This is a genomic window from Dyadobacter linearis, from assembly GCF_907165045.1.
GTDB lineage: Bacteria > Bacteroidota > Bacteroidia > Cytophagales > Spirosomataceae > Dyadobacter > Dyadobacter linearis.
In genome coordinates this window covers 314,600-337,249 of record NZ_CAJRAU010000002.1, presented here as the reverse complement: position 1 = coordinate 337,249, position 22,650 = coordinate 314,600, and the positions used below count along the sequence as shown (strand labels likewise).

Annotated in this window: 19 protein-coding genes; 12 read left to right on the top strand and 7 right to left on the bottom strand. The window is 48.2% G+C overall.

Features of this window, described 5'->3' with window-relative positions:
• Nucleotides 1–39 precede the first annotated feature (39 nt).
• On the top strand, nt 40–222 hold the full coding sequence (locus KOD92_RS07510) for a hypothetical protein (protein ID WP_215232939.1): 183 nt from the start codon (nt 40–42) through the stop codon (nt 220–222).
• A gap of 59 nt (nt 223–281) precedes the next feature.
• On the opposite strand, the gene KOD92_RS07505 is transcribed toward KOD92_RS07510, so the two are convergent.
• Nucleotides 282–1,889 carry an aminotransferase class V-fold PLP-dependent enzyme gene (locus KOD92_RS07505; protein WP_215232938.1) on the bottom strand — a complete coding sequence of 536 codons (1,608 nt, stop codon included), beginning with the start codon at nt 1,887–1,889 and terminating at the stop codon, nt 282–284.
• Nucleotides 1,890–2,129: 240 nt separating this feature from the next.
• On the opposite strand from KOD92_RS07505, the gene KOD92_RS07500 reads away from it, so the two are divergent.
• The 3 genes from KOD92_RS07500 (at nt 2,130) to KOD92_RS07490 (ending at nt 6,840) form a co-directional block, all read left to right on the top strand.
• Nucleotides 2,130–4,550, top strand: coding sequence for an outer membrane beta-barrel family protein (locus tag KOD92_RS07500; protein WP_215232937.1), 2,421 nt, complete (start codon nt 2,130–2,132; stop codon nt 4,548–4,550).
• A gap of 83 nt (nt 4,551–4,633) precedes the next feature.
• On the top strand, nt 4,634–6,019 hold the full coding sequence (locus KOD92_RS07495) for a sensor histidine kinase (RefSeq protein ID WP_215232936.1): 1,386 nt from the start codon (nt 4,634–4,636) through the stop codon (nt 6,017–6,019).
• 47 nt (nt 6,020–6,066) lie between these two features.
• Nucleotides 6,067–6,840, top strand: coding sequence for a DeoR/GlpR family DNA-binding transcription regulator (locus KOD92_RS07490; RefSeq protein WP_215232935.1), 774 nt, complete (start codon nt 6,067–6,069; stop codon nt 6,838–6,840).
• 23 nt (nt 6,841–6,863) lie between these two features.
• On the opposite strand, the gene KOD92_RS07485 is transcribed toward KOD92_RS07490, so the two are convergent.
• Complete coding sequence (locus KOD92_RS07485) at nt 6,864–7,244, bottom strand: response regulator (RefSeq protein WP_215232934.1); 381 nt, start codon at nt 7,242–7,244, stop codon at nt 6,864–6,866.
• A gap of 68 nt (nt 7,245–7,312) precedes the next feature.
• Here KOD92_RS07485 and KOD92_RS07480 point away from each other — a divergent pair, with 68 nt between their 5' ends.
• Complete coding sequence (locus KOD92_RS07480) at nt 7,313–7,543, top strand: DUF4287 domain-containing protein (protein WP_215232933.1); 231 nt, start codon at nt 7,313–7,315, stop codon at nt 7,541–7,543.
• Nucleotides 7,544–7,580: 37 nt separating this feature from the next.
• On the opposite strand, the gene ypfJ is transcribed toward KOD92_RS07480, so the two are convergent.
• Nucleotides 7,581–8,429: a KPN_02809 family neutral zinc metallopeptidase gene (gene ypfJ, locus KOD92_RS07475; RefSeq protein ID WP_215232932.1), complete on the bottom strand. Its 849-nt coding sequence runs from the start codon at nt 8,427–8,429 to the stop codon at nt 7,581–7,583.
• Between the two features lie 130 nt (nt 8,430–8,559).
• On the opposite strand from ypfJ, the gene KOD92_RS07470 reads away from it, so the two are divergent.
• The 4 genes from KOD92_RS07470 to KOD92_RS07455 are packed head-to-tail and all read left to right on the top strand — an operon-like array spanning nt 8,560 to nt 16,246.
• Entirely contained in the window at nt 8,560–11,784 is a 3,225-nt protein-coding gene (locus tag KOD92_RS07470) for a DUF1553 domain-containing protein (RefSeq protein ID WP_215232931.1), read from the top strand.
• Between the two features lie 3 nt (nt 11,785–11,787).
• Nucleotides 11,788–13,299 carry a DUF1501 domain-containing protein gene (locus KOD92_RS07465; protein ID WP_215232930.1) on the top strand — a complete coding sequence of 504 codons (1,512 nt, stop codon included), beginning with the start codon at nt 11,788–11,790 and terminating at the stop codon, nt 13,297–13,299.
• Nucleotides 13,300–13,326: 27 nt separating this feature from the next.
• Nucleotides 13,327–14,517, top strand: coding sequence for an esterase (locus KOD92_RS07460; RefSeq protein ID WP_215232929.1), 1,191 nt, complete (start codon nt 13,327–13,329; stop codon nt 14,515–14,517).
• Nucleotides 14,518–14,533: 16 nt separating this feature from the next.
• A complete protein-coding gene (locus tag KOD92_RS07455; RefSeq protein ID WP_215232928.1) occupies nt 14,534–16,246 on the top strand; it encodes a GMC oxidoreductase in 1,713 nt (570 codons plus the stop codon).
• On the opposite strand, the gene KOD92_RS07450 is transcribed toward KOD92_RS07455, so the two are convergent.
• Together KOD92_RS07450 and KOD92_RS07445 are read right to left on the bottom strand one after the other, a co-directional pair.
• A complete protein-coding gene (locus tag KOD92_RS07450; RefSeq protein ID WP_215232927.1) occupies nt 16,247–16,444 on the bottom strand; it encodes a KTSC domain-containing protein in 198 nt (65 codons plus the stop codon).
• 8 nt (nt 16,445–16,452) lie between these two features.
• Nucleotides 16,453–17,136 (bottom strand): lipid-binding SYLF domain-containing protein, encoded by a 684-nt coding sequence (locus tag KOD92_RS07445; RefSeq protein ID WP_215232926.1) that lies wholly within the window; start codon nt 17,134–17,136, stop codon nt 16,453–16,455.
• Between the two features lie 216 nt (nt 17,137–17,352).
• On the opposite strand from KOD92_RS07445, the gene KOD92_RS07440 reads away from it, so the two are divergent.
• From KOD92_RS07440 to KOD92_RS07430, 3 genes are all read left to right on the top strand, one after another.
• Nucleotides 17,353–17,832: a Dps family protein gene (locus tag KOD92_RS07440; RefSeq protein WP_215232925.1), complete on the top strand. Its 480-nt coding sequence runs from the start codon at nt 17,353–17,355 to the stop codon at nt 17,830–17,832.
• A 96-nt stretch (nt 17,833–17,928) separates the two neighbouring features.
• Nucleotides 17,929–19,254 (top strand): cytochrome P450, encoded by a 1,326-nt coding sequence (locus KOD92_RS07435; RefSeq protein WP_215232924.1) that lies wholly within the window; start codon nt 17,929–17,931, stop codon nt 19,252–19,254.
• Nucleotides 19,255–19,260: 6 nt separating this feature from the next.
• Nucleotides 19,261–20,628, top strand: a complete 1,368-nt coding sequence (locus KOD92_RS07430) for a Na+/H+ antiporter (protein WP_310589441.1) — start codon at nt 19,261–19,263, stop codon at nt 20,626–20,628.
• Nucleotides 20,629–20,886: 258 nt separating this feature from the next.
• Here the strand turns inward: KOD92_RS07430 and KOD92_RS07425 are convergent, their stop codons facing one another.
• Together KOD92_RS07425 and KOD92_RS07420 are read right to left on the bottom strand one after the other, a co-directional pair.
• Nucleotides 20,887–21,840, bottom strand: coding sequence for a bifunctional metallophosphatase/5'-nucleotidase (locus KOD92_RS07425; protein ID WP_215232923.1), 954 nt, complete (start codon nt 21,838–21,840; stop codon nt 20,887–20,889).
• Nucleotides 21,815–22,576, bottom strand: a complete 762-nt coding sequence (locus KOD92_RS07420) for a 5'-nucleotidase C-terminal domain-containing protein (RefSeq protein WP_215232922.1) — start codon at nt 22,574–22,576, stop codon at nt 21,815–21,817. The genes KOD92_RS07425 and KOD92_RS07420 overlap by 26 nt, the downstream gene beginning before the upstream one ends.
• Nucleotides 22,577–22,650 lie beyond the last annotated feature (74 nt).

Genomic DNA, 22,650 nt, shown 5'->3' with positions numbered 1-22,650 from the left:
ATATTCCATAAATTTGCGTACCCACTTACATCAACGGATATGAAAACGCTGCACTACACGATCGTCTCGGAAGAAATGGTTTGGTTATGGTATTACGACGAGCTGCACGCAAAGCATTTCAAAGAATTACTGGATTATGATGCAAGAACATTCATCAAAGAGCTGAATGCATCGGGCGGCGATTTGCCAGCAGTGGTAGAGCGACAAAAACAGACTTACTAACACTTCATTCATAACAAACGCAAAAGAGCAGCTTAATGCTGCTCTTTTTTTACGCACGATCAGGTGGCAAGCGGTGGTCCGGAAGGGATAAAAATCTTCTCGCGCTTGTATTTGAACTTGTATTTTTTTGCAGTGAATTTGGCTGTCATATATTCGCCCATGTAGATCGACCCCGTCATCACATCGTCCTTCACTGTTCCTGAAAACAGGAAAGTGATTGCGTCCGCGGGCTGGCGGTCGGTGCTGCGGATCTTGAATTCGTTGCCCTCCACGGTACCCTGCAATTCCCGAACGCTGAACTCACCTTTATGAGAACCATTCAGCCAGTTACCGTCTTGTTCGATGATCAGCGAATGCTTGCTGGTGCTGGAAAAAAATTCGATATCAGCTTCCCAATGTCCATTTAGAGAAACTTCCGCCGCTGCCATTTCAGTTTTTGGAGCAGTTCGTTTTTGGGATAAAACCTCTACCAACCGATCGGAAACGGTCTTTTCATCGCCCGGCTGCATTTGTCCGGTTGTGATCGTCACATAAGTCTCGCCTTCGCGCGTACCGCCTCCCAGCGCAATGCGCGGCTTGGTGCGACCAAACAGTTCGGCGACCTCCTCCCCTGTAATATGAAGTTTGGACGAGTCCCAGGTAACGCGCAATACCGGCGTTCTGTTCGACAGGTCTTTGGGCTCAATAACCGTAGTTTTCACCGTATCGATCACAGAAACGCGTTTTGAAATGCTGTCAAGCCACGAAAGCCACCGTTTCCATTCGCTTTTGTGATCGCGTTTTGTCCACGCTTCCACGGCGGCGATCATGCCCATCGTTTCTTCCCGACCTACCTTATTATCGCGGCCCGGCCCGTGGTGCGGCGCGCTCGCCTGCCAGGCCGACATGAGCAGATCTTTCCTTCCCAGCACCAGACCAGCGCATTGCGGGCCGCACAATGCTTTTCCTCCACTATATATCACCACATCCGCGCCCATTTTTAGATGCACGTTCGGGATAGTCAGATCCTCTGCGGCGGCGTCGATCATGACCGGAATATCCTTAGGTTTCGCGATTTTAGAGATTGCTTCCAGCGACATAGGTCCGCTCATGGATTCGCGTCCCGCCATTAAGTAAATCATCGCAGTGCGCGAGCTGATTGCATTCGTTAATTCCTCGATCGAATCAACTGTGATCAGCCTCACGCCTACATTGCGCAACGCGTGATCGTATACATTCCGGGAATACCGGGGGATAATGACTTCTGTTTTCTCAAAGCCGGAAAGGTCAGGAATACGGATCAATTTTTCGGGATTTCCGCCGGTGACGCAGGCTGCGGTTACGTGCTTCATACCGGCGGCACAGCCAGCTGAAACGAGTCCCCATTCTGCGCCTGTGAGTTCAGCGAGGCGTTTTCCCGCACCAAACGCCAGCTCATCATATTGAACAAAAACCTGTGCAGCGGCGTCCATAGCAGCGCGTACCTCCGGCCTTTCCACCGAGCCGCCGATGATCGTGAACGTGCCCCGGCAGTTGATGATCGGCTCCACGCCAATAGCCTGGTAAGCCTGTTTGCCCGCCTCTGCGTCCATTTCCGCAGGGAATTTTTTTACAGTTTTAGAGGGAAGTACAATTCCACCCGCCAGCGGAAGCATGGAGAGGTCTTTCAATGCAGCTCTTCGTTTCATTTATTTTTTGGTAAAAGATCAGGATATAGTCGACTCTTTATTTTGAATATTACTAAAACTACGACACAATACAGGCACCGGTATCAGCTTTTACCAAATATAATAATCCTTTGCGTGCTCGTGAACGAAGATTTTAAAACACTTGATTAAATCTCAAAAAAGCTGCTTTTTTTTATAGCCTAGATGCAACGTCAAGGCGGTTTTCAGTCCCTTTACGCCAGTTTGCAATAAAAATCAGCCATGAAAAAAATTTTATCGATCACATTACTTCTTATAAACGCTACCTGCGCTTTCTCACAAAGTTTCCATGTAGGTGGTTCTGTAAAAAACCAGCAGGACGAACCGATCCCATTTGCTGCGGTTTCTATCAATCAATCCAAAGATTCCAGTCTGGTGAAAGCCGACGTAGCCGACGAGAATGGGGTATTCAAAATTGCGGACATCCCGCAGGGTACATACTTCCTGAAAATCTCCGCAGTCGGGGTCAAAACTTTTCAATCGCCCGAATTCGGTGTAGTGGATTCTGACGTTACCCTATCCACCTACAAGCTTACTTCTGACACCAAACAGCTCAATGAAGTGAAGGTTACCGCTGCCAAACCTCTGATCGAGGTGAAAAATGACCGGCTTGTATTCAATGTGGAAGCGAGCATTAATTCCACCGGCTCCAATGCATTGGAACTACTTCAAAAATCGCCCGGCGTGCAGGTGGACAAAGACGAGAATATTTTGGTAAAAGGAAAAACAGGCGTGCGGATCTACATCGACGGGCGGCCTTCGCCTATGAGCGGAAAAGACCTGGCTTCGACCTTGAAGAGTATGAACTCGGCTGATATTGAAGCCATTGAAATTATCACAAACCCTTCGGCTAAGTACGATGCGGCCGGCGATCTGGGGATTATCAATATCCGGCTGAAAAAGAACGTCAAGCTCGGGACGAACGGAAATGTGAGCCTCGGTGCGATGTACGGAAAAACGCCCAAGTATAATGCGACGCTCAACCTCAATCACCGCGATAAGAAAGTCAATATTTTCGGCGCATACGGATTCAGCCAGGGCGAGTGGCGCAATACAACTTATGATGACCAGATCCTGAACAGGGTAGCTTACAACAAAGTGTGGCAGGGGATCTGGCGCGACACGACACACAGCGCGAAAATAGGCGCGGATTATTTTATTAATTCAAAAAACACACTTGGTTTTAGTGCAAACGGGCGGATCAGTGACCATAATGGAGGCGGTTCCAGCGAGACTTTCATTAGCAGAAAAGGACAGACTACCGCCGATTCGCTGATGCTTTTTTCACGTACTTCCAACCCGGAAAACAACAAAAACCTCAATCTCAACCTCAACTACCATTATACAGACACGACCGGCCACGAGCTGAACATTGATGCAGATTATGGCCGGTTTTCATCACGCGGGATCAGTTACCAGCCGAATATGTACTTTTTTCAGCTGACCGAAGAGTCGCCGCTTGAAAGGAACTACGTAACCAAAACTCCGGTGGATATTACGATCAGGTCTTTAAAGGCAGATTATGAACAGAATGCGTTTAAGGGAAAACTAGGTTACGGTTTTAAGCTCTCCGATGTAAAATCCGACAATACCTTTGATTTTTTTAATGTATTGGGTAATACGGAAGTGATTGATACCAACCGGAGTAACCGCTTCAAATATACCGAGCGCGTGTATGCAGCTTATGCCAACTACAACGTTACATTTGGTAAAAAGTGGGATTTGCAGGTCGGCGTCCGGGCGGAACATACCAAATCGCTCGGCGACCTGACCAGTTTCAAGCACAATGATCTCGACCGGGTAGACACGACTTACCTGAATTTCTTCCCCAGCGGGGCTATTTCTTATAAAGCTTCCAAAAATCACAACTGGAATATCAATTACAGCCGGCGGATCAACCGCCCGAGCTACCAGAACCTGAACCCGTTTGAATACCGGGTAGATGAACTGGTGTATTCAAAAGGTAACCCTTTTCTCAAACCCGAATATGCCAACAGTTTTAAACTCACCCACGTGTATAAATCAATGCTGACAACGGCGCTCGGATACCGGCGCACGCGCTTTCCTGTTGTTGGCCTGCGCATTCCTTACGACAGCAGCCGGACCTATTTTATCACACAAAATCTGGATTACTCACAGGGATACAGTCTCGACGTGAGCATTACCACGCCGATCACTAAATGGTGGGAGATCTACTTCAATGTGAGCGGCTACCATAATATCTGGAAAGCGGCGCTGGACAATGGGCTGATCATCAATAACAATACTACTGCCGTTAACTTCAACGGACAAAACACATTTAAGCTCAAAAACAACTGGACGCTCGAACTGAGCGGCTGGTACAATTCACCTTACCGGAGAATCGACTACAACTGGGCGATGGGCATGCTGGACGCAGGTGTCCAGAAGAAATTCTGGAAAGATAATGCTACCGCCAAGCTTTCATTCAGCGACGTTTTAGGAACCTCCCGCGGCGGCTACACGTCCAATTATGCCGGCATCGAAACCAGGCTGCGTTTCCGGTTTGAAGGGAGAATGGCGAAACTGAATTTCAACTACCGATTCGGCAGCAAGGAAATCAAGGCAGCACGCAGCAGAAGATCCGGCTCCGAAGACGAATTGAATCGCATTAAGGGTGGATAAAAGTCGGTGCGTTATTAATACTAATTCTACTTCGTTTTGATCGTACGCGCACCTATATTTGTGAGAACGAAAAGATTCCCGTTTTGCTTCCTCAGCAATATTTTTATCAAGTTTGGGCCAGGCTTTCCGGGGATCCTTCCAAGTTCCCTCTCCATGCGCGTATATTTCATTCGGTATGTCTGATCTCCATATTCGCGCTCAGCTATAATGTCCCTTTTAACTACATAATCGGACTTCCCAACATTGCGCTGGCAAGCTTTTTCGGCTTGGTGGTAGCCTGCGCGGTTTACTATATTTCCAGATTTAAGAACCGGCCCGAAATCAGCATTCCCATTGTGAACATTTCCGGGCTGCTTCTTTTTACATTCAATTACTTCATGAACTCCGGGATCAGCGGGCCTACCGACCTGTATTTCCTGCTCTTCCTGCTGTTGAGTATTGTTATTAGTCCAACTAATGAATACAAATTCTGGATCCCGGTCAATGTCGGCATGTTCCTGATTCTGGGCATAGCTGAATACCTGTCTCCGGAAACTTTCCCGAATACTTACGACGACCGGTTCAGCAAGTTCATCGACCATTTGTCTTCTTACCTGGTTGTGGCCGCGATCACTTTCTTTTGTACCTACTACATCCGGCGGAGCTATGAAAACGAAAAACTGATTACGGCCGAAAAGTCGGAGGCGATTGAGAAGCAGAATGAGCAGATCATTGAAAAGAACAGGGAGCTGGAAGGCATTAATGCCGAGAAAAACAAACTAATGTCTATCGTAGCCCACGACCTCCGTTCGCCACTGGGCAGCATTCAGAATTTCCTGGAACTGCTCACGCAACACGATCTGGAAGAGCAGCAGAAACTCGACATTGAGAACGACCTGCTGAATGCGACCAAGAATACGCTGGCAATGCTCAGCAAGTTACTGGACTGGTCCAAATCACAGCTATATGGCGTTTCTGCCAGACCAGAAATGCTGAATCTGAGCAAGTTACTACAATCCACACTTGAACTGGAAGCGGATATTGCTTTCCGTAAAGGGATCACGCTCGACTACCAGCTCAGCCCCTCCATGTCTGTTTTCGCGGATGGGGATATGATGCAGATCGTGGTCCGGAATATCATCGGCAACGCGACTAAGTTTACAAAAAGTGGCGGCAGGATCACGGTGAGGGCTAATTCAGAGCATAACCAATGCGTGATCAGTGTTCAGGATGATGGAATCGGAATGTCGGCGGAAAAAAGTGAGAGTATATTTTCGCTGAACGTAGAATCTACTTATGGTACCAAAAACGAAAAAGGAGTTGGGCTTGGGCTGCTGCTTTGCATTGAATTTGTAAAGGCACAAAATGGCCGTATCTGGTTCGAAAGCGAGCCGGGCAATGGTACTTGCTTTTATATCAGCATTCCCACCTCCAATGCTGCAGATACAATTGCGCCCGACCTGACCAGCGATATTCGTCTTCGCGCGTAACCTTACTTTCGCACATTTGATTATTTTTGATCAAATATTGATTGAAAATGACTTTTCAGGAAAGAAAGAAGAAAATAATCGCTGCTGTTTTTGAAACCGGCAGCTTATCTGTATTCCAGCTTGCAGATCAGCTTGCCGCCTCTCCTGCCACGATTCGGCGCGATTTACACGAGATCACACAGGAAGGATTACTGATCAGGACGCACGGCGGCGCAATGAGAACCGAAAGTGCTGTCGTGACCAGCTTCACCGGAAAGAAAGCTGCCGACAGTATTCAAAAGGAGAAAATCGGCGAGGCGGCAGCATCCTATGTGCAGGATGGAGATACCATTTTTATGGATTGCGGCAGCACCGTTTTTCAAATGTGCCTGTATTTGAAAAAAAAGAACAATATCCGCGTGATCACCAACTCATTGCCAATTGTAGCAGAGCTGATCGACAACCCTACTGTCACTATCAATCTGATCGGCGGTGAGCTGGACAGTTCGCGAAAAGCGGTGCACGGTGCAAAGGCAGTGGAACATGTAAACAGCTATCACGCGGCAAAAGCATTCATTGGCGTGGATGGTATCTCCCCGGAAAATGGCCTTAGCGCACACAGTGAGACCGAATCTTCCATTACATCCGCATTTATACAAAATTGCGAAAACGTGTACCTCCTATGCGATTCGTCGAAGATCGGCCGTGACAGCTACATCAAATTTGCAGCACTCACTGATATTTCATTTCTGATTACAGATAACCGGCTGGAAGAAAGCACTGCGATGTCTTTGAAAGAAAAAGGAATTGGGGAGGTAGTGTCCGTTCAGGTGCCGAATTGAATATGTGAGGCAGTATTAAAAGGCTAGATCAGCACCGATTTAAGAATATGGACGAGCTCGTCGAAACTGTCCGGTTTTTTGATAAAATCGGCGGCGCCGAGCTGCTTGCTATGCTGAATGGTACTTACATTGGATGAAGTAGAAAGTATGATTACAGGTATATCCCGCAGTTCCTGCCTGTTTTTGAGCTCAATAAGAAACTCCTGCCCGTTCATCAAAGGCATATTCAGGTCCAGGAAAATAAGGTCGGTTTCCAGCTCACGCCGGGAAAGCTTTTCCAGAGCGGTGACTGCATTACTTATCGTCACGCAATTGACTGAATTGGAGACGTTTTCCAGCGCACTCAAAAATATTTCCTGATCATCCTCATCGTCGTCAATGAGAAGTATGTTTTGATAAGGCATCGGTACAGATTATAAATCTTTAACGAAATTACTAATATCGCGAAACTATCACCAAAAACTAACTGAATATGTCTTTCCAGGGATATTTGAAAACGATCAAATCAAAAACAGGTAAAGAGCCCGCAGATTTTCGCAGAATAGCAGAAGAAAAGGGCTTTACGGCCGGTGGGGAGCTTAAACCCGAAGTTAAAGCAGGAGAAATAACGAAATGGCTGAAAGAGGATTTCGAGCTTGGCCAGGGTCACGCGATGGCGATTTATGCACTGCTGAAAGGTTTGAAAAACGAGAACAGCGACTAGCATTTTGGGGAGGAAAAACCATTCCTCCCCTCAAATATTATTGTATATCGTCAAACTTACCCTGATTCAAATCGCCCGTTTCGAAGCCTTTTTTGAACCAATACATCCGCTGCTCGGAAGTACCGTGGGTAAATGCGTCGGGTACTACGCGCCCTTGCGATTCCTGCTGCAACTTATCGTCGCCGATCGCATTAGCTGCTTTTAAAGCCGATTCCAGATCGCCCGGTTCGAGAATATTCGCCATTTCCTGCGCGTGATTTGCCCACACACCAGCCAGAAAATCTGCCTGCAATTCCAGCTTGACCGAAAGTTTGTTGTACTCCGTTTCACTGATCCTGCCGCGTTGTTGCTGCAACTGATCCGAAATTCCCATCAGGTTCTGTACATGGTGACCAACTTCGTGCGCTACTACGTAAGCCACTGCGAAATCGCCCGGCGCTTTAAAACGGTCGCGCAGCAGGTCACAAAAAGAAAGATCAATGTAAACCTTCTGATCGGCCGGACAGTAGAATGGTCCCATTGCCGACGATGCGCCTCCGCAGCCGCTTTGGGTCGCATCTTCAAAAATCTGCAACTTAGGCTTCACGTATTGCGCGTCGTTTGCCGCATAGATATTCGTCCAGACATCCTCGGTGCTGCCCAGTACCGCAGTTACGAAATCGGCTGTCCGGTCGTCGGGACGGGGTCCAGGCGGGCGGCTTTGTACCTGCTCGCTTTGCCCGGTACCTTGCAGGTTACCCAGGATTTCGCTGGGATCCTGCCCCGTCAAAAGTCCGATCGCGAGCACGATGATCATCCCGATCCCGCCGATCGCAACTTTGCCGCCACCGGACATGCCGCGGCGGTCTTCTACATTACTGCTTCTTCGTAAATCCTGCCAACGCATTTTACAGATCGGTTAAATTGAAGACGTTTATTGCAATGTATGCTAATTATGTGCCACTGTAAAAATAGGAATATGGCAATTTAAAGCGAATCTTAAATTATATTTATATGTAGAAGTCCTTTACCCACTGATGAAAAAAGCTGCAAAAATTTTTCTGGCGATCTCCATTTCAGGTATTTTTTATGCCTGCTCGCCGCAACTGCCTGATGATGTGGAAGTCGCGATGGAGGCACTTCCTGAAAAGCTCGACTATAACCAGCATGTAAAGCCGGTTCTTTCGGATAAATGTTTCGCCTGCCACGGACCCGACAAAGCCAAACAAAAAGGCGGTCTCCGGCTGGATCTGGGCGAATCTGCGTTTGCCAAGCTTTCCAAAAATTCCGACCGTGTGGCAATTTCTCCCGGCGATCTGGCTGACAGTGAGTTTTTTCACCGCATTATTTCTTCCGATCCGGAATATGTAATGCCAACCCCCGAATCTCATTTGTCGCTTTCCGCGGCTGAAAAAGCCATTTTGATCCGGTGGATCGACGAAGGCGCTGAGTACAAGCCGCACTGGGCATTTGTAAAGCCGGAAAAAGCAGAAGTACCTGAAATTCATCACACGAACCTGGCCGTTAATCCGATTGACCATTTTGTATTTAAAAAACTGGAAGACCAGAAGCTACAACCCGCGGCGCAGGCTGAAAAGGAAATATTGCTCAGGCGCGTTTCCCTCGACCTGACCGGCCTGCCCCCTACTCTCGATGAAACTGACGCATTTTTAAAGGATAACAGCACAAATGCGTACGAAAAGCAGGTTGACCGGCTGCTTGCCTCACCACATTATGGTGAAAAAATGGCAGTCGACTGGCTCGACCTCGCGCGCTTTGCCGACTCTCATGGCTATACGGTCGATCGACTGCGGGATATGTCGCCTTACCGCGATTGGGTAATTGGCGCATTCAACAAGAATATGCATTATGATCAGTTTATCGCGTGGCAGCTCGCGGGCGACTTAATGCCGAAGCCTACCCGAGATATGATGATTGCGACTGCATTTAACCGAAACCACCAGCAAAATATGGAGGGCGGGATCATCGAGGAGGAATTTCAGGCGGAATATGTGGTCGACCGGACCAATACATTCGGCGACGCGTTTCTCGGACTTTCCGTAGGCTGCGCCAAATGCCACGATCACAAGTACGACCCGATTTCGCAGAAAAATTACTACGAGCTTTTCAGTTTTTTCAATAATGTAAAAGAAGCCGGGCAAATCTCGTGGGACGACGCAATGCCCACACCTACCATGCTGCTGCCTACCGGCGATCAGGAAAAAACGCTCGCTTTTATAAAGAACCAAATTAAAACAGAAGAAAGTAATCTCGATAAAGTAAAGCAAAATGCAGAGCCGGGATTCCAGAAGTGGCTTACAACCGGTGGATATAAGGTTTTGGCCAAACAGGAAATCTCCCAAAACGGCTTGCAGGCGCGGTTTACATTTGAAAATGGTTCGCTTAAAAATGCTATCAATCCAAAGGATATTGGCGTAATGAAACGTGAATCTGGCGGCGCAGGCGGCGATCCGGAATTTACGGATACTAAAAATGGAAAGGCATTGAAGCTGAATGGCGACGTTTTTCTGGATTTGAACCAGGCGGGGGTTTTTAAAAAATCAGAACCTTTCAGTATTGGTATCCATGTAAATATTCCTAAAAACTTAAAGGAAGGTGTGATTTTGCACAAGAGTCAGGCGGAGCGGCTTTACAATTTCCGGGGTTATCATTTGTATTTAAAAAACGACCGGCTGGAATTGAATATGGCCCACACAGCTCCCGCCGATGCAATTACGCGCATTTCTACGTCACCTGTGCCGAGGGATAAATGGATCCAGCTGACGATCACTTATGACGGATCTTCACAAGCGAAAGGTTTCAGATTGTTTCAGGATGGCGCGGAGCTGGCGATGGAAACGACGATGGACCAGCTTCGGAAAGAAATTCTGTTCAAATCACAGGTACAGCCCGGCTTGCAGATCGGCGCGTGGTGGCGGGGATTTGGACTTACGGGCGGCCAGGTGGATGATATATTGGTCTATAACCGGGAACTCTCGCCATTTGAAGTTCAGATTCTGGCTAAAAAAACAAACTGGGCGGCTATTGCCGGCAAACAACCTTCCGAACTTACCGGCCCGGAAACGCAGATATTAAAGACCTATTACCTGTCGGCAGCGAGTAAAGAAACCGCCGCCGCCCGGCTTGCATTGCAGCAAAAACGCAGCGAGCTGACGGACTCTACCGAAAAGATCCAGGAACTGATGGTGATGCAGGAAATGCCGAAACCCAAACAGGCGCACATTCTTCTCCGCGGAAATTATGATGCGCCGGGCGAGAAAGTGTATCCTGCTACCCCTTCTTCCATATTGGCTTTTCCAAAAAATTTACCTAAAAACCGCCTGGGTCTTGCCCGGTGGCTCACTCAGCCCGACCACCCGCTCACTGCCCGCGTGGAAGTGAATCGCCTCTGGCAGAACTTCTTCGGTACCGGACTGGTGAAAACGACGGAAGATTTCGGCAATCAGGGAGAAATGCCCACGCACCCGGAATTGCTTGACTGGCTGGCGGTTACCTTCCGTGAATCGGGCTGGGATATGAAGAAAATGAACAAGCTGATCGTGATGTCGGCAACTTACCGGCAAGATTCCCGAGCCACTAGGGAAACGCGGGAACGCGACCCGGAAAACCGAATGCTGGCAAGGGGCCCGGCAAACAGAATGTCAGCTGAAATGATCCGCGATAATGCATTGGTTGCAAGCGGTTTATTAAACAAAAAGATAGGCGGAAAAAGCATTAAACCTTACCAGCCTGAGGGTTTGTGGTCGATCAACAGTAGCAATTATGTTCCCGATTCGGGCGACGCTGTGTACAGGAGAAGCTTGTATGTGATCGTCAAACGTTCGGTACCGCACCCGACTTTGTCAACATTCGATGCCACGACCCGCAGTTTTTGTGTGGTAAGGAGACAAAAAACGAATACGCCGCTGCAAGCGCTGGTGACTTTAAACGACCCGACATTTGTGGAAGCTTCCAAGGTTTTAGGACAACAAATGACTAGAATATCCGACCCGAAAGCAGCTATCAGCGTGGCATATCGAAAGTTGACCGGTAAAAAGCCTCCTTTAAAAGAGCTGGATCTGCTGGTAGCGCTTCAAAAGTCAGAGAAGGAGAAATTTGAGAAATACCCGGAAAAGGCATTTGGCTGGCTGAATAGTGGTCAATACAAAATGACTTTAAAACTGGATCCGGCGCTTGCGGCAGCCAATAGTGTAGTGGCCAGTACAATTCTTAATTCTGACGCCAGTTTAACCAAAAGATAGGCTATGTCACATCATCACGACGAGGAGTTCAGAATGCATTCGCCGGACTTCAATGAGCTGCATAAAAAGCTGGACAGGCGCCGGTTTCTAACCAGAACCTCGCTCGGAATGGGCGCTCTGGCGGTTGGATCGCTATTCGGGCTTGATAAGATATATGGTTCGGCTTCGAGGCAGCAACCTTCTGCCGGCGATGTGGAGGCAGATATCTTGAAGGCATTACCCCATATTGCCCCGAAAGCAAAGCGGGTTGTGTATCTGTTTATGGCGGGCGGACCTTCGCAGTTTGAGACGTTTGACTACAAACCCAAACTGGCAAATCTGGCGGGACAAAACCTGCCTGATTCGGTACGAAAAGGCCAGCGACTGACGGGCATGAGCGCCAGCCAGAGCGCATTGCCGATGGTCCCTTCGATCTACAATTTCAGCCAGCACGGAAAAAACGATACGTGGGTAAGCGAGCTGCTGCCCCACACCGCCAGGGTGGTCGATGACCTTTGCATTGTCAAATCCATTTACTCGGAGGCGATTAATCATGACCCGGCTATTACGTTTTTTCAAACGGGAAATCAGCTTCCCGGTCGGCCTTCGATCGGCAGCTGGGTGAGTTATGGGCTGGGCTCGGATAATAATAATCTGCCTACATTCATTGTATTGGTTTCCAAAAACGCCCCCAAAGATCAGCCCCTTTACGCGCGGTTATGGGGAAACGGTTTTCTGGAATCCCGTCACCAGGGCGTGCAGTTTCGTTCGGGAAAAGACCCGGTTTTGTTCTTGAATAATCCCGAAGGCTACGATGGTACCGATAGGAAGGAAATGTTGCAATATCTGTCCAAACTGAATCAGCTGCAAAACGATTCGTACGGCGATCCTGAGATCAATAACCGCATTGCGCAGTATGAAATGGCATTTCGGATGCAAACTTCGGTGCCGGAAGTAATGGATACCGCAGGCGAACCCGACGAAGTATTTGATTTGTACGGGCCAGATAGTCGCGACGCTGGAACTTATGCAGCTAATTGCTTACTGGCAAGAAAGTTACTTGAAAAGGATGTGAAATTCGTGCAGCTTTATCACCAGGGCTGGGACCAGCACGGCGGGTTACCGAAGGGTATCGCAAGGCAATGCAAGGATACCGACCAGGCGACGGCGGCATTGATTATGGATTTGAAAAGACGTGGTTTGCTGGATGATACGCTCGTAGTTTGGGGCGGCGAATTTGGCCGCACCGTGTATTCACAAGGCAAGCTGACAGCCGACGATTATGGCCGCGATCATCACCCCCGGTGCTTTACGATGTGGATGGCGGGCGCGGGTGTGAAGGCTGGCATCAGTTACGGCGAAACGGACGATTTCAGTTATAATATCGTCAAAGATCCGGTCCACGTCCACGATTTTCACGCGACTTTAATGCATTTAATGGGTGTGGATCACGAGCGCCTTACCTACAAGTTCCAGGGCAGACGGTTCCGGCTTACAGACGTGCATGGGAACCTGGTGAAAGATATTCTGGCCTGACAAACGTTTCTTATTTATTTATACAAAATGAAAAAAATCAAAACGCTGCTACTGATTTCCACTATCGTTTTAAATACTTCGGGAATGGTTGCGGCGCAGCAGGCGAATGTAAATCTGGACTATAATCCCCAGAAAAACACCCAGAACCTGGTGCCTTACGGAGGCAATGTAGTTTCACCCGAAGTACATGATGATCATACTGTTACGTTCCGCGTGAAGGCACCGGACGTGCAGAAAGTGGAACTGACTGGCGGGCCAATTTTGCTTGCATTGAAATCCAAAAACGCGATCCCATTTACCAAAAATGCAGACGGAATATGGACGTTGACCGTGGGGCCGGTAAAGCCTAATATTTATGTGTACCGCCTGCTTATCGACGGCGTGGCTGTTGTTGATCCTGCCAATACATTAACCGGCGCATCGAATCAACCAGGTTACAGCAATTTGGTTGTTCACGATAATCAGCCATCCTATTATGATGCAAAACCCGTCCCGCACGGAAGTGTGACGCGACATATTTACCACTCTGATGTTTTGAATGGGGAGCGCGAAATGTTTGTGTACACGCCGCCGGGCTACGATCCGAAAAAGAAATATCCGGTCCTCTATCTCCTCGGCGGCAGCGGCGAGCTGGCAAATGGCTGGGAGCTGGATGGAAAGGCTAACCTGATCGCTGATAATCTGCTTGCGGAAAGCAAAATAGTACCGATGATCATCGCAATGCCCAACAATCAGGTACTGCACCGGAACGATCCCAAACATCTTGAACAGACTTATAAATTGTTCGAAAGCGAGCTCAGAAAGCATATTGTACCCTATATCGACTCGCATTACAGTACGATCAAAGACCGCAAATCACGTGCCATTTCCGGACTTTCGATGGGCGGGCGGCACACAGAGGCGGTGGGTTTCAATGCAATAGACTTGTTCAGTTCTTTTGGGATACTGAGCGCCGGCGATCTTGAACCGGAAAAGCTCAATCCTGCTTTTTTTAATGATCCTAAAATCAAAGACAAGGTAGATTATCTGCTCATCGGGCTGGGTAGCGGCGAGCTGGACTTTGTAGGTAAAAGATCGGCCGCAACGCACGAGGCACTGGACAAAATCGGCGTGAAACATGACTATTTCATAGGCGGAGAAGGTGCACATGACTGGGGTACCTGGCGGCTTTTATTGCACGATAAGCTCCTGCCTAATTTATGGAAAAAGAAACCCTGACCGTGTAAACAACCAAATGGCAAATTTTAATATCGATGCAAAAAGGGCACAAACCTTTGATGCAATTGTGGTAGGAACCGGGATAAGCGGCGGCTGGGCAGCGAAAGAACTGACAGAAAAAGGCCTGAAAACGCTGGTTTTGGAACGTGGGAAAGATGTAAAACACATTGTAGATTACCCGACTACCAATATGTTCCCCTGGGAATTTGAGCACCGTGGCCAGCCTTCTCTGGCAATCCGCGAGGCAAATCCGATGGCGAGCAAGCATTATATTTTCAAAGAGGATGCCATGCATTTTGTGGTCAAAGACGCGGAACATCCCTATGTGCAGGAAAAGCCTTTCGACTGGATGCGCGGGTACCAGGTAGGCGGGCGCTCGTTACTCTGGGCGCGGCAAACACAGCGGTGGTCAGAGTTTGATTTCGAAGGTCCGGCGCGCGACGGATTCGCTACCGACTGGCCGATCAGGTACAAGGATATTGCGCCCTGGTACAGCTACGTCGAAAAGTTTGCGGGTATATCTGGAAATAAAGACGGCCTACCCCAACTTCCTGATGGTGAGTTCCTTCCGCCACACGAATTAACGTGTGTGGAAAAGCATTTCAGCGAACAGACTGCTAAAAACTATAACAATACGCGACCGATTATCATTGGTCGGGCGGCGCATATTACCGATCCGCAGCCGGTTCACCTGGAACAGGGCCGCGCCAAGTGCCAGCACCGGAATATGTGCCAGCGCGGTTGTCCGTTTGGCGGGTATTTCAGCACCAATTCTTCTACCTTACCCTGGGCTGAAAAAACGGGAAATCTGACATTAAGACCGCATTCTGTTGTGCATTCAGTGATTTATGACGAGAAAAAGAAGCGGGCGACCGGTGTGCGGGTGGTAGATACACTGACCAGGGAGATGACAGAATATTACGCCAGGATCATTTTCGTAAATGCGTCGGCGATCAATTCCAATCTGATTTTGCTTAATTCCAAATCCAACCGCTTTCCTAACGGACTTGGTAACGACAGCGGCGTGCTGGGTAAATTCATTGGTTTCCACAATTACCGCGGCCGCGTAAGCGCAGAGTTTGACGGGTTTCACGACCGCACCACCGACGGTCGCCGGCCAAATGGTTCTTACATTCCAAGATTCAGGAACGTAGCCAAGCAGGAAACCGATTTCCTCCGCGGCTACGCAGTTTCTATGAATACTTCAAAACTCGGTAACCAGAATGCGGGCATTGGTGAAGACCTGAAAAACAGCCTTTTCGCGCCGGATAACAGCGGCTGGTCCATTGCCGCGCAGATGATGGGCGAAACTCTGATGAAAGAATCCAATATGATCAGCTTGCACCCTACCCTCAAAGATCAGTGGGACATTCCGCAGCTGAAAATGTCCGTCGCATTTGACGACAACGATATGAAAATGGTTGAAGATTTTTATACAGAGCTGAGCGAAATGCTGTCGAAAGCTGGTTTTATCAACATCAAAACCTCGGACACGAAAAGAAACCCCGGCAGCGAAAATCACGAAATGGGCGGCATTAAAATGGGTAAAGACCCAAAGACATCGATGCTAAATGAGTGGAACCAAATGCACCACTGCCCCAATGTATTCGTCACCGACGGAGGCAGCATGGTCTCAACCGCCACCCAAAACCCCTCACTAACCTACATGGCACTCACGGCAAGAGCAGTAGATTACGCGGTGAAGGAAATGCGGAAGGGAGGGATTTGATCAATCCACCTTCTCAAACTCAAAATTCCCCTTCACATACTTATTCAAAAAAGTGCCTTTGGAAAACGAGGCTTTCATGGCCTGGTATACTTCCAGAGGCACTTTTTTGTAGTCGTAAACCATCCCTGACACGTACACTACGCGTAACGTTTCAGTGTCTCCATCATAATTGAAATAGGAAATTACTGAGGATGGCATTGTGGTGATCAGTTAAATTCGTCTAATCTGGTTCTCAGGTCGTCAACTGGCTTTGAAGCTATTTTTGACTTTTTGAATGTCGTATTCGCGTCGGTCCAGTCGTCGTAAAAGTCATTATTAGCCTTGTTATCAACTGCCAATGCGGCTCCGTTCAATGTGATACCGGCGAATAAACCTTTGCTTCTTGAATAGGAATACACTTCTGCTTCAAGTTTGTAATCTGTTTGTGCAGAGGAACTTCTGCCCATTGGTCCGGCTGCAACTGAGAGGTCGCCGCCCAGTGTGAAGCTGCCTTTTCCGATTTCCATCAGCGTTTTGCTGTTCTTGAAAACCAATACCAGATCAACTGATTGGACGCCGATCTGCGCGCCGATGCTTCCGCCGGTGATCGTGATAAATACCGGGTCGCTCCACTCGCCGTTCTCCTTTTTTACCATCGCCAGGCCCCGGCCGTATTTGCCGCCGAGCATCAATCCTGCATTGATCATTTTAGGGACGATGATGATCCCTTTTGACATATTCAGAAGCTGGGCAGGGATATTCTCCTGCATTTCGTTAAAATCATTCAGTACAGCCGTCGCCGCTTTCACCTTTTCTTCCTCTTTTACCTGCGCCGAAACATTGGCAGCTGAGCACAGACCTATCAATAACATTACTCCGAAAAAACTCCCTTTCAACTTCGCGATCAACATGGTTTAAATAATTAGTGGATTTGAGTATCTGACTGTAAATTGTCGTGCCCGAAACGCTGCATTTCAGCTTTTTTAACCGGTGCAGGCAAGCGGAATTACGATACTTTGACAGTTTTCGAGGAGATTAACGTATAGAGTTTGGAAGTATGATATTTTGGTATGATTTTGTTGTTTCAATAACCTGAAACACGATTTTCAATTTTCCCAGCTATTATTATGGATGCTAACGAAATCAGCCTCAATGAACAGGAAGTTAAGCCTGTTGTAGATTTGTTGAACGACTATCTTGCCAACTATCACATTCACTATCAGAAACTGAGGGGATGTCACTGGAATGTAAAAGGTCAGAGCTTTTTCACCCTTCATGTCAAATTCGAAGAACTTTATACCAATGCCCAGCTTACGATCGATGAGATAGCAGAACGTGTATTGACACTTGGAAAGCCGCCGCACAGCCGCTTTGCAGACTATATCAATGAATCTCAACTGAAAGAAATCAACACCATCGGTATGAAAGACCTGGATATGGTGGACGCGATCCTGGAAGATATGGCGACGCTGATCGGGCTGGAAAGGGAGCTGCTGGAAGCGACTTCGCAAGCAGGTGACGATGGTTCCAATGATATGGTGAACCGTTTTATGCAATTCAAGGAAAAGAATACCTGGATGCTGCGTTCTTTCGCAGATAAGAAATAGCATTACCCACATTAATTTGTCAAAACCATCCGTACTGCGGGTGGTTTTTTGTTTGTAAATGACTTATTTGTGTAGCTCTAAAATTTAACGGGAAGCATGCGCCCAATACCAGAATTCCGGATCAGCAGTTTCAGTTTGGTCGGTGCGATCAAATTTGCGCGCGACCCGCTTCATTTTCTTCATCAGGGTTTTGAAACTTGTGGAGATACTTTCAAAATCAAGCTTTTCCGCGAATTTGTGATCAGCCGCGAGCCAGGATTTTTCCGGCATATTTTACAACAGCATAATAAAAATTTCAAGAAAGGCAGCTCGTCCAAAATGTTGCAGCCGGTATTGGGAAACGGGCTGGTGACGAGCGAGGGCGACTTCTGGCTCCGTCAGCGGCGACTGGTACAACCGGCGTTCCATCGCGAGCGGTTGCAGGAATTGTTCCTCACAATGGGCGAACTGACCAGAAGTTTCCTGGATGAAATGGAGCAACACCGCGGCAAGGAAGCGATCGATATTGACGCGAAAATGATGGGCGTCACTTCTGATATCGCACTCAAAACCCTGTTTGGCAATATGACCAGCGAGGATAAGGCGCAGATTTACAAGCAGGTATCGCGCACGCAAAAATACCTTGTCACCCGGGTTCGCCGACCTTACCGGCGGCCTCTGATGGCGATCAACGGGGAAAACAGGCATTTTAAAACCGACATCACCTATTTTAATAAGCTCATTTTTGATTTTATAGAACAGCGCCGCCTCTCCGGAGAAGCGCCGAATGATCTGCTGCAACTGCTGCTGGACAGTACCGACGAAGATACCGGCGAGCAAATGAACGACCTGCAAATCCGGGACGAGGCGATCACGATGTTTGCAGCCGGCCACGAAACTTCGGCGACTGCATTGAGCTGGCTGCTTTGGGAGCTTTCTAAACAGCCCGAAATCGTGGCGCGGATCAGGCAGGAATGTGCGGTTTTTGAAACGGTACCTTCATTTGAGCAACTGATGCGAATGCCATACACAAGGCAGGTTGTAGAGGAAGGATTGCGTTTGTACCCGCCCGCCTGGACAATGACGCGCGAGGCGACAGTCGATCAAGAAATTGAAGGTTACCACGTTCCAAAAGGCACTTCCGTGTTTTTATCGGTTTTCGAACTGCACAGAAACCCGCATCTCTGGGAAAATCCGTTCGTTTTCAATCCCGGGAATTTCAGTGCTGAGCATGTGAAGAACCGGGCTAAGTTCAACTATCTGCCTTTTGGGGCGGGCCCCAGGATCTGCATCGGGCTGCAATTTGCGATGATGGAAATGCAGCTTATACTTTCTGCATTACTCAAAAGATTTACTTTCGAAAACGACCCCGCGCACGAGGTAGGAATGCATCCGCAGATCGTGCTGAAATCGACGAACGGTATCAAATTATATGTAAAATAAGCCGCGATGCACAACAACATTATTTTATATATATCGCTGATCCTCATTATCTTATTCCTGGTAATGCTCGCGCAGCGGATCAAGGTATCCTACCCTATTGTGCTGGTTCTTGGCGGGCTTGCATTGAGCTTTATACCGGGTACGCCCACCGTTGAGATCGACCCCGAACTGATCTTTCTGATCTTCCTGCCGCCACTGCTTTTCGAGGCTGCCTGGCAAACTTCCTGGAAAGAATTCTGGAAATGGCGGCGCGTGATCGGCTCTTTCGCGTTTGGGATCGTGATCTTCACTTCCTGCGTGATCGCATTCGTTTCCAACGCATTAATCCCGGGATTTACGCTTGCACTGGGCTTTTTGCTCGGCGGAATCATTTCGCCGCCAGATGCGGTTGCAGCTACTTCCATATTAAAGGATGTAAAAGTTTCCAAGAGGCTGATCACGATCGTCGAAGGTGAAAGTTTGCTGAACGATGCTTCCAGCTTGATCGTTTTCCGGTTTGCGGTAACGGCCGTAATTTCCGGCACATTCGTTCTTTCCCAGGCCGTTACCAGTTTTTTCATGGTGATTTTAATGGGATTTGCGATCGGAATGGGCGTCGCGCTGATATTCTACGCGATACACCGCTGGTTGCCTACCACGCCCAGCATTGACACGATTCTCACTTTTGTGGCGCCTTACACGATGTATATTGCGGCAGAAGAATTCCACTATTCCGGCGTGATCGCGGTGGTTACGGGCGGCCTTTTTCTTTCGGAAAGAAGTCACAGTATCCTCAGCCACCTCAGCCGCATTCAGGGGTTTAATGTCTGGGCTACGGTTGGTTTTGTGTTAAACGGACTGGTATTCATGCTCATTGGCCTTGAACTTCCTGTGATCGTAAACCAGCTGGGCGACATTTCCTTGCTTACTGCGATCGGTTACGGACTGATTATTTCGCTGGTCGTGATCGTGACTCGCATTGCGAGTACCCTCGGCGCGTCGGTATTCACGGTTTTTGTGAGCAAGTTCATCAAAACAGCAGATAGCCGACCGGGCTGGCGTGCGCCGCTGGTGTTTGGCTGGACAGGAATGCGCGGGGTGGTGTCACTAGCCGCGGCGCTTTCCATTCCGCTGGTGATCCATGGTGGCCAGCCATTTCCACAGCGCAACCTGATCCTGTTTATCACTTTTGTGGTGATATTGGTGACGCTGGTTTTCCAGGGGTTAACCCTTCCGCTGGTGATCAAATGGCTGAAAGTAGAGGAACTGGATTATGAGGTACCTTCACAGGAGCAGGATATCTTGATCAGGAGAAAACTGGCGGAAGCTTCCCTGGCCGTGATCAATGAAAATTTGCTGCGGAAATACCTAAAAATGAGCTGCTGCAAAGTCTGAAATACAAGCTGGAAAGTGATATCGGCTTCCTGGATCACGTCAATGAAGACGAACACGAAACCCGCGGACGCAATTATATAGCTGAATTCCAAGATATTACCAGAGAGCTACTCGCTCACAAGCGCGCGCTTTTACTTCAATACAACAAAGAAGAAATGTTCGAAGAAGAGGTAATCCGCCAGCACCTCGCACAGCTCGACCTGGAAGAAGAAAAAGTGCGGCAACGATTCCTGCACATGGAATAGCCGCCGGATTTTTCTAAACTAAACCATATTCGTGAACCGGATAAACCGCCGATACCATGGTATGTTTGCCCGAATCGCGGTCGAAAAAATAATCCAGCCGCCCCAGATTAATACCTGCAAAACCGACCTGGTTGATCGTAGCAGGCTTTCCGTCGAGGTTCATAATCGTTTCCGGGGCTTTCATAAAAGTGTGGGTATGCCCGCCGATGATCAGGTCGATATTCCGGGTTGATTTGGCAAGCGTCTGATCAGATCCTTTATCGCTCTGGTATTTGTACCCCAAATGCGACAGGCACACAACCAGGTCACATTTCAAGTCATTTTTCAAAATGGAAGCCACTTCGTTCGCCTTCGCGATCGGGTCCTGGTAAACCGTTTCGCCATAGTTTTTCTTATTCACCAAACCTTGCAGCTCAATACCCAGCCCAAATATGCCGACTTTAATACCCTGCTTTTTAAATACTTTAAATGCCTGCGTTTTGCCTTTTAGCTCCGTATTATCGAAGTTATAGTTACTTACCAGAAAAGGAAATTGAGCGTGTATGAGTTGTTTATTAAAACCTGCCAATCCATTGTCAAAATCGTGGTTTCCCATCGTTGCCGCGTCGTAACCCATTTGGCTCATGAGCGTCATTTCCACTTCTCCTCCGTACAAGTTGAAGTAAGGTGTTCCCTGAAAAATGTCGCCTGCGTCCAGTAAAAGCACATTTGGCTGTTCTGCCCTGATTTTTTTAACCAAAGCGGCACGTCTGGCTACGCCGCCCAATCCCTGGTTTCGCGAACCGTCCATCGGGAAAGGCTCCACCCGGCTATGCACGTCGTTGGTATGCAGAATCGTCAACTGCACTGTCCGGTCTTTCGCAAAAGCAGCGAGTGGCGAGGCAGCCAGTCCCAGCATTGCCGTCGCGCCCAGACCCTTGCGTAAAAATTCCCTTCTGCTGTTACTGGACAATCGTAATTCTTCCATCGAGTTGCGCCGTGATTTTTTTGCCCTCGCGGGTCAGATCGTTGATATTTTCTAATATTGCTTCTCTTACCCGTTGGCCCAGGTCCCTTCTTTCCAATGTATTTTTCAGGAAACTCAGCTGATCGCCACCGTCGGCGAGGTAATCGTAGGTTAGTAATGTATAGGTTTTGTTAATGTCAAAAGGCTGGCCGGCTATCGTGACGTCAAATGCCTTTTTGTCCCGGATCTTCATCTGCATTCCTGAAACGGGCTCACCTTCTTTTCGAGCAATAAAATCGATGAGCTGCTGCACATTTTCACCCTTCATTTTTAATACCACCAGTTCATTTTCAAATGGCATCAGTTCAAAAACTTTGGAAACGGTAATATCTCCCTTGGGAAATGTGGTGCGCAGGCCGCCTTTTGTAGATAATGTGAATTGAATCGAGGGATCCTTTTTCAAACCTTCTTTCAGGATTGCATCGGCAAAGAAGTTACCAAGTAACGTTTCCGGCTCGCTGGGTTTGGTCAATTCCTCCTCGGTCTGCCCGATCACGCGGCTCATTTCAGCCTGCATTTTTTCCTTATAAGGAGAATAATACCGCAACGCCGCCGAGTCCTCCCCAACCTGCTGATCAATGCTATATTGCGTGTATTCGCTTTTAGAAACGGTGAGATGCTTTTGGCAGGAGGTGAAAGTTAATGCAGTTGCGAGAATCAGGAGCCGCGTTTCTCGAAGAAGTTTAGAATTAGTCATAATGAATACGAAATATACAATAAAATTAAGTTATGCAGTACCATACAATCACAGGTCAGAATAAACTATAAAAA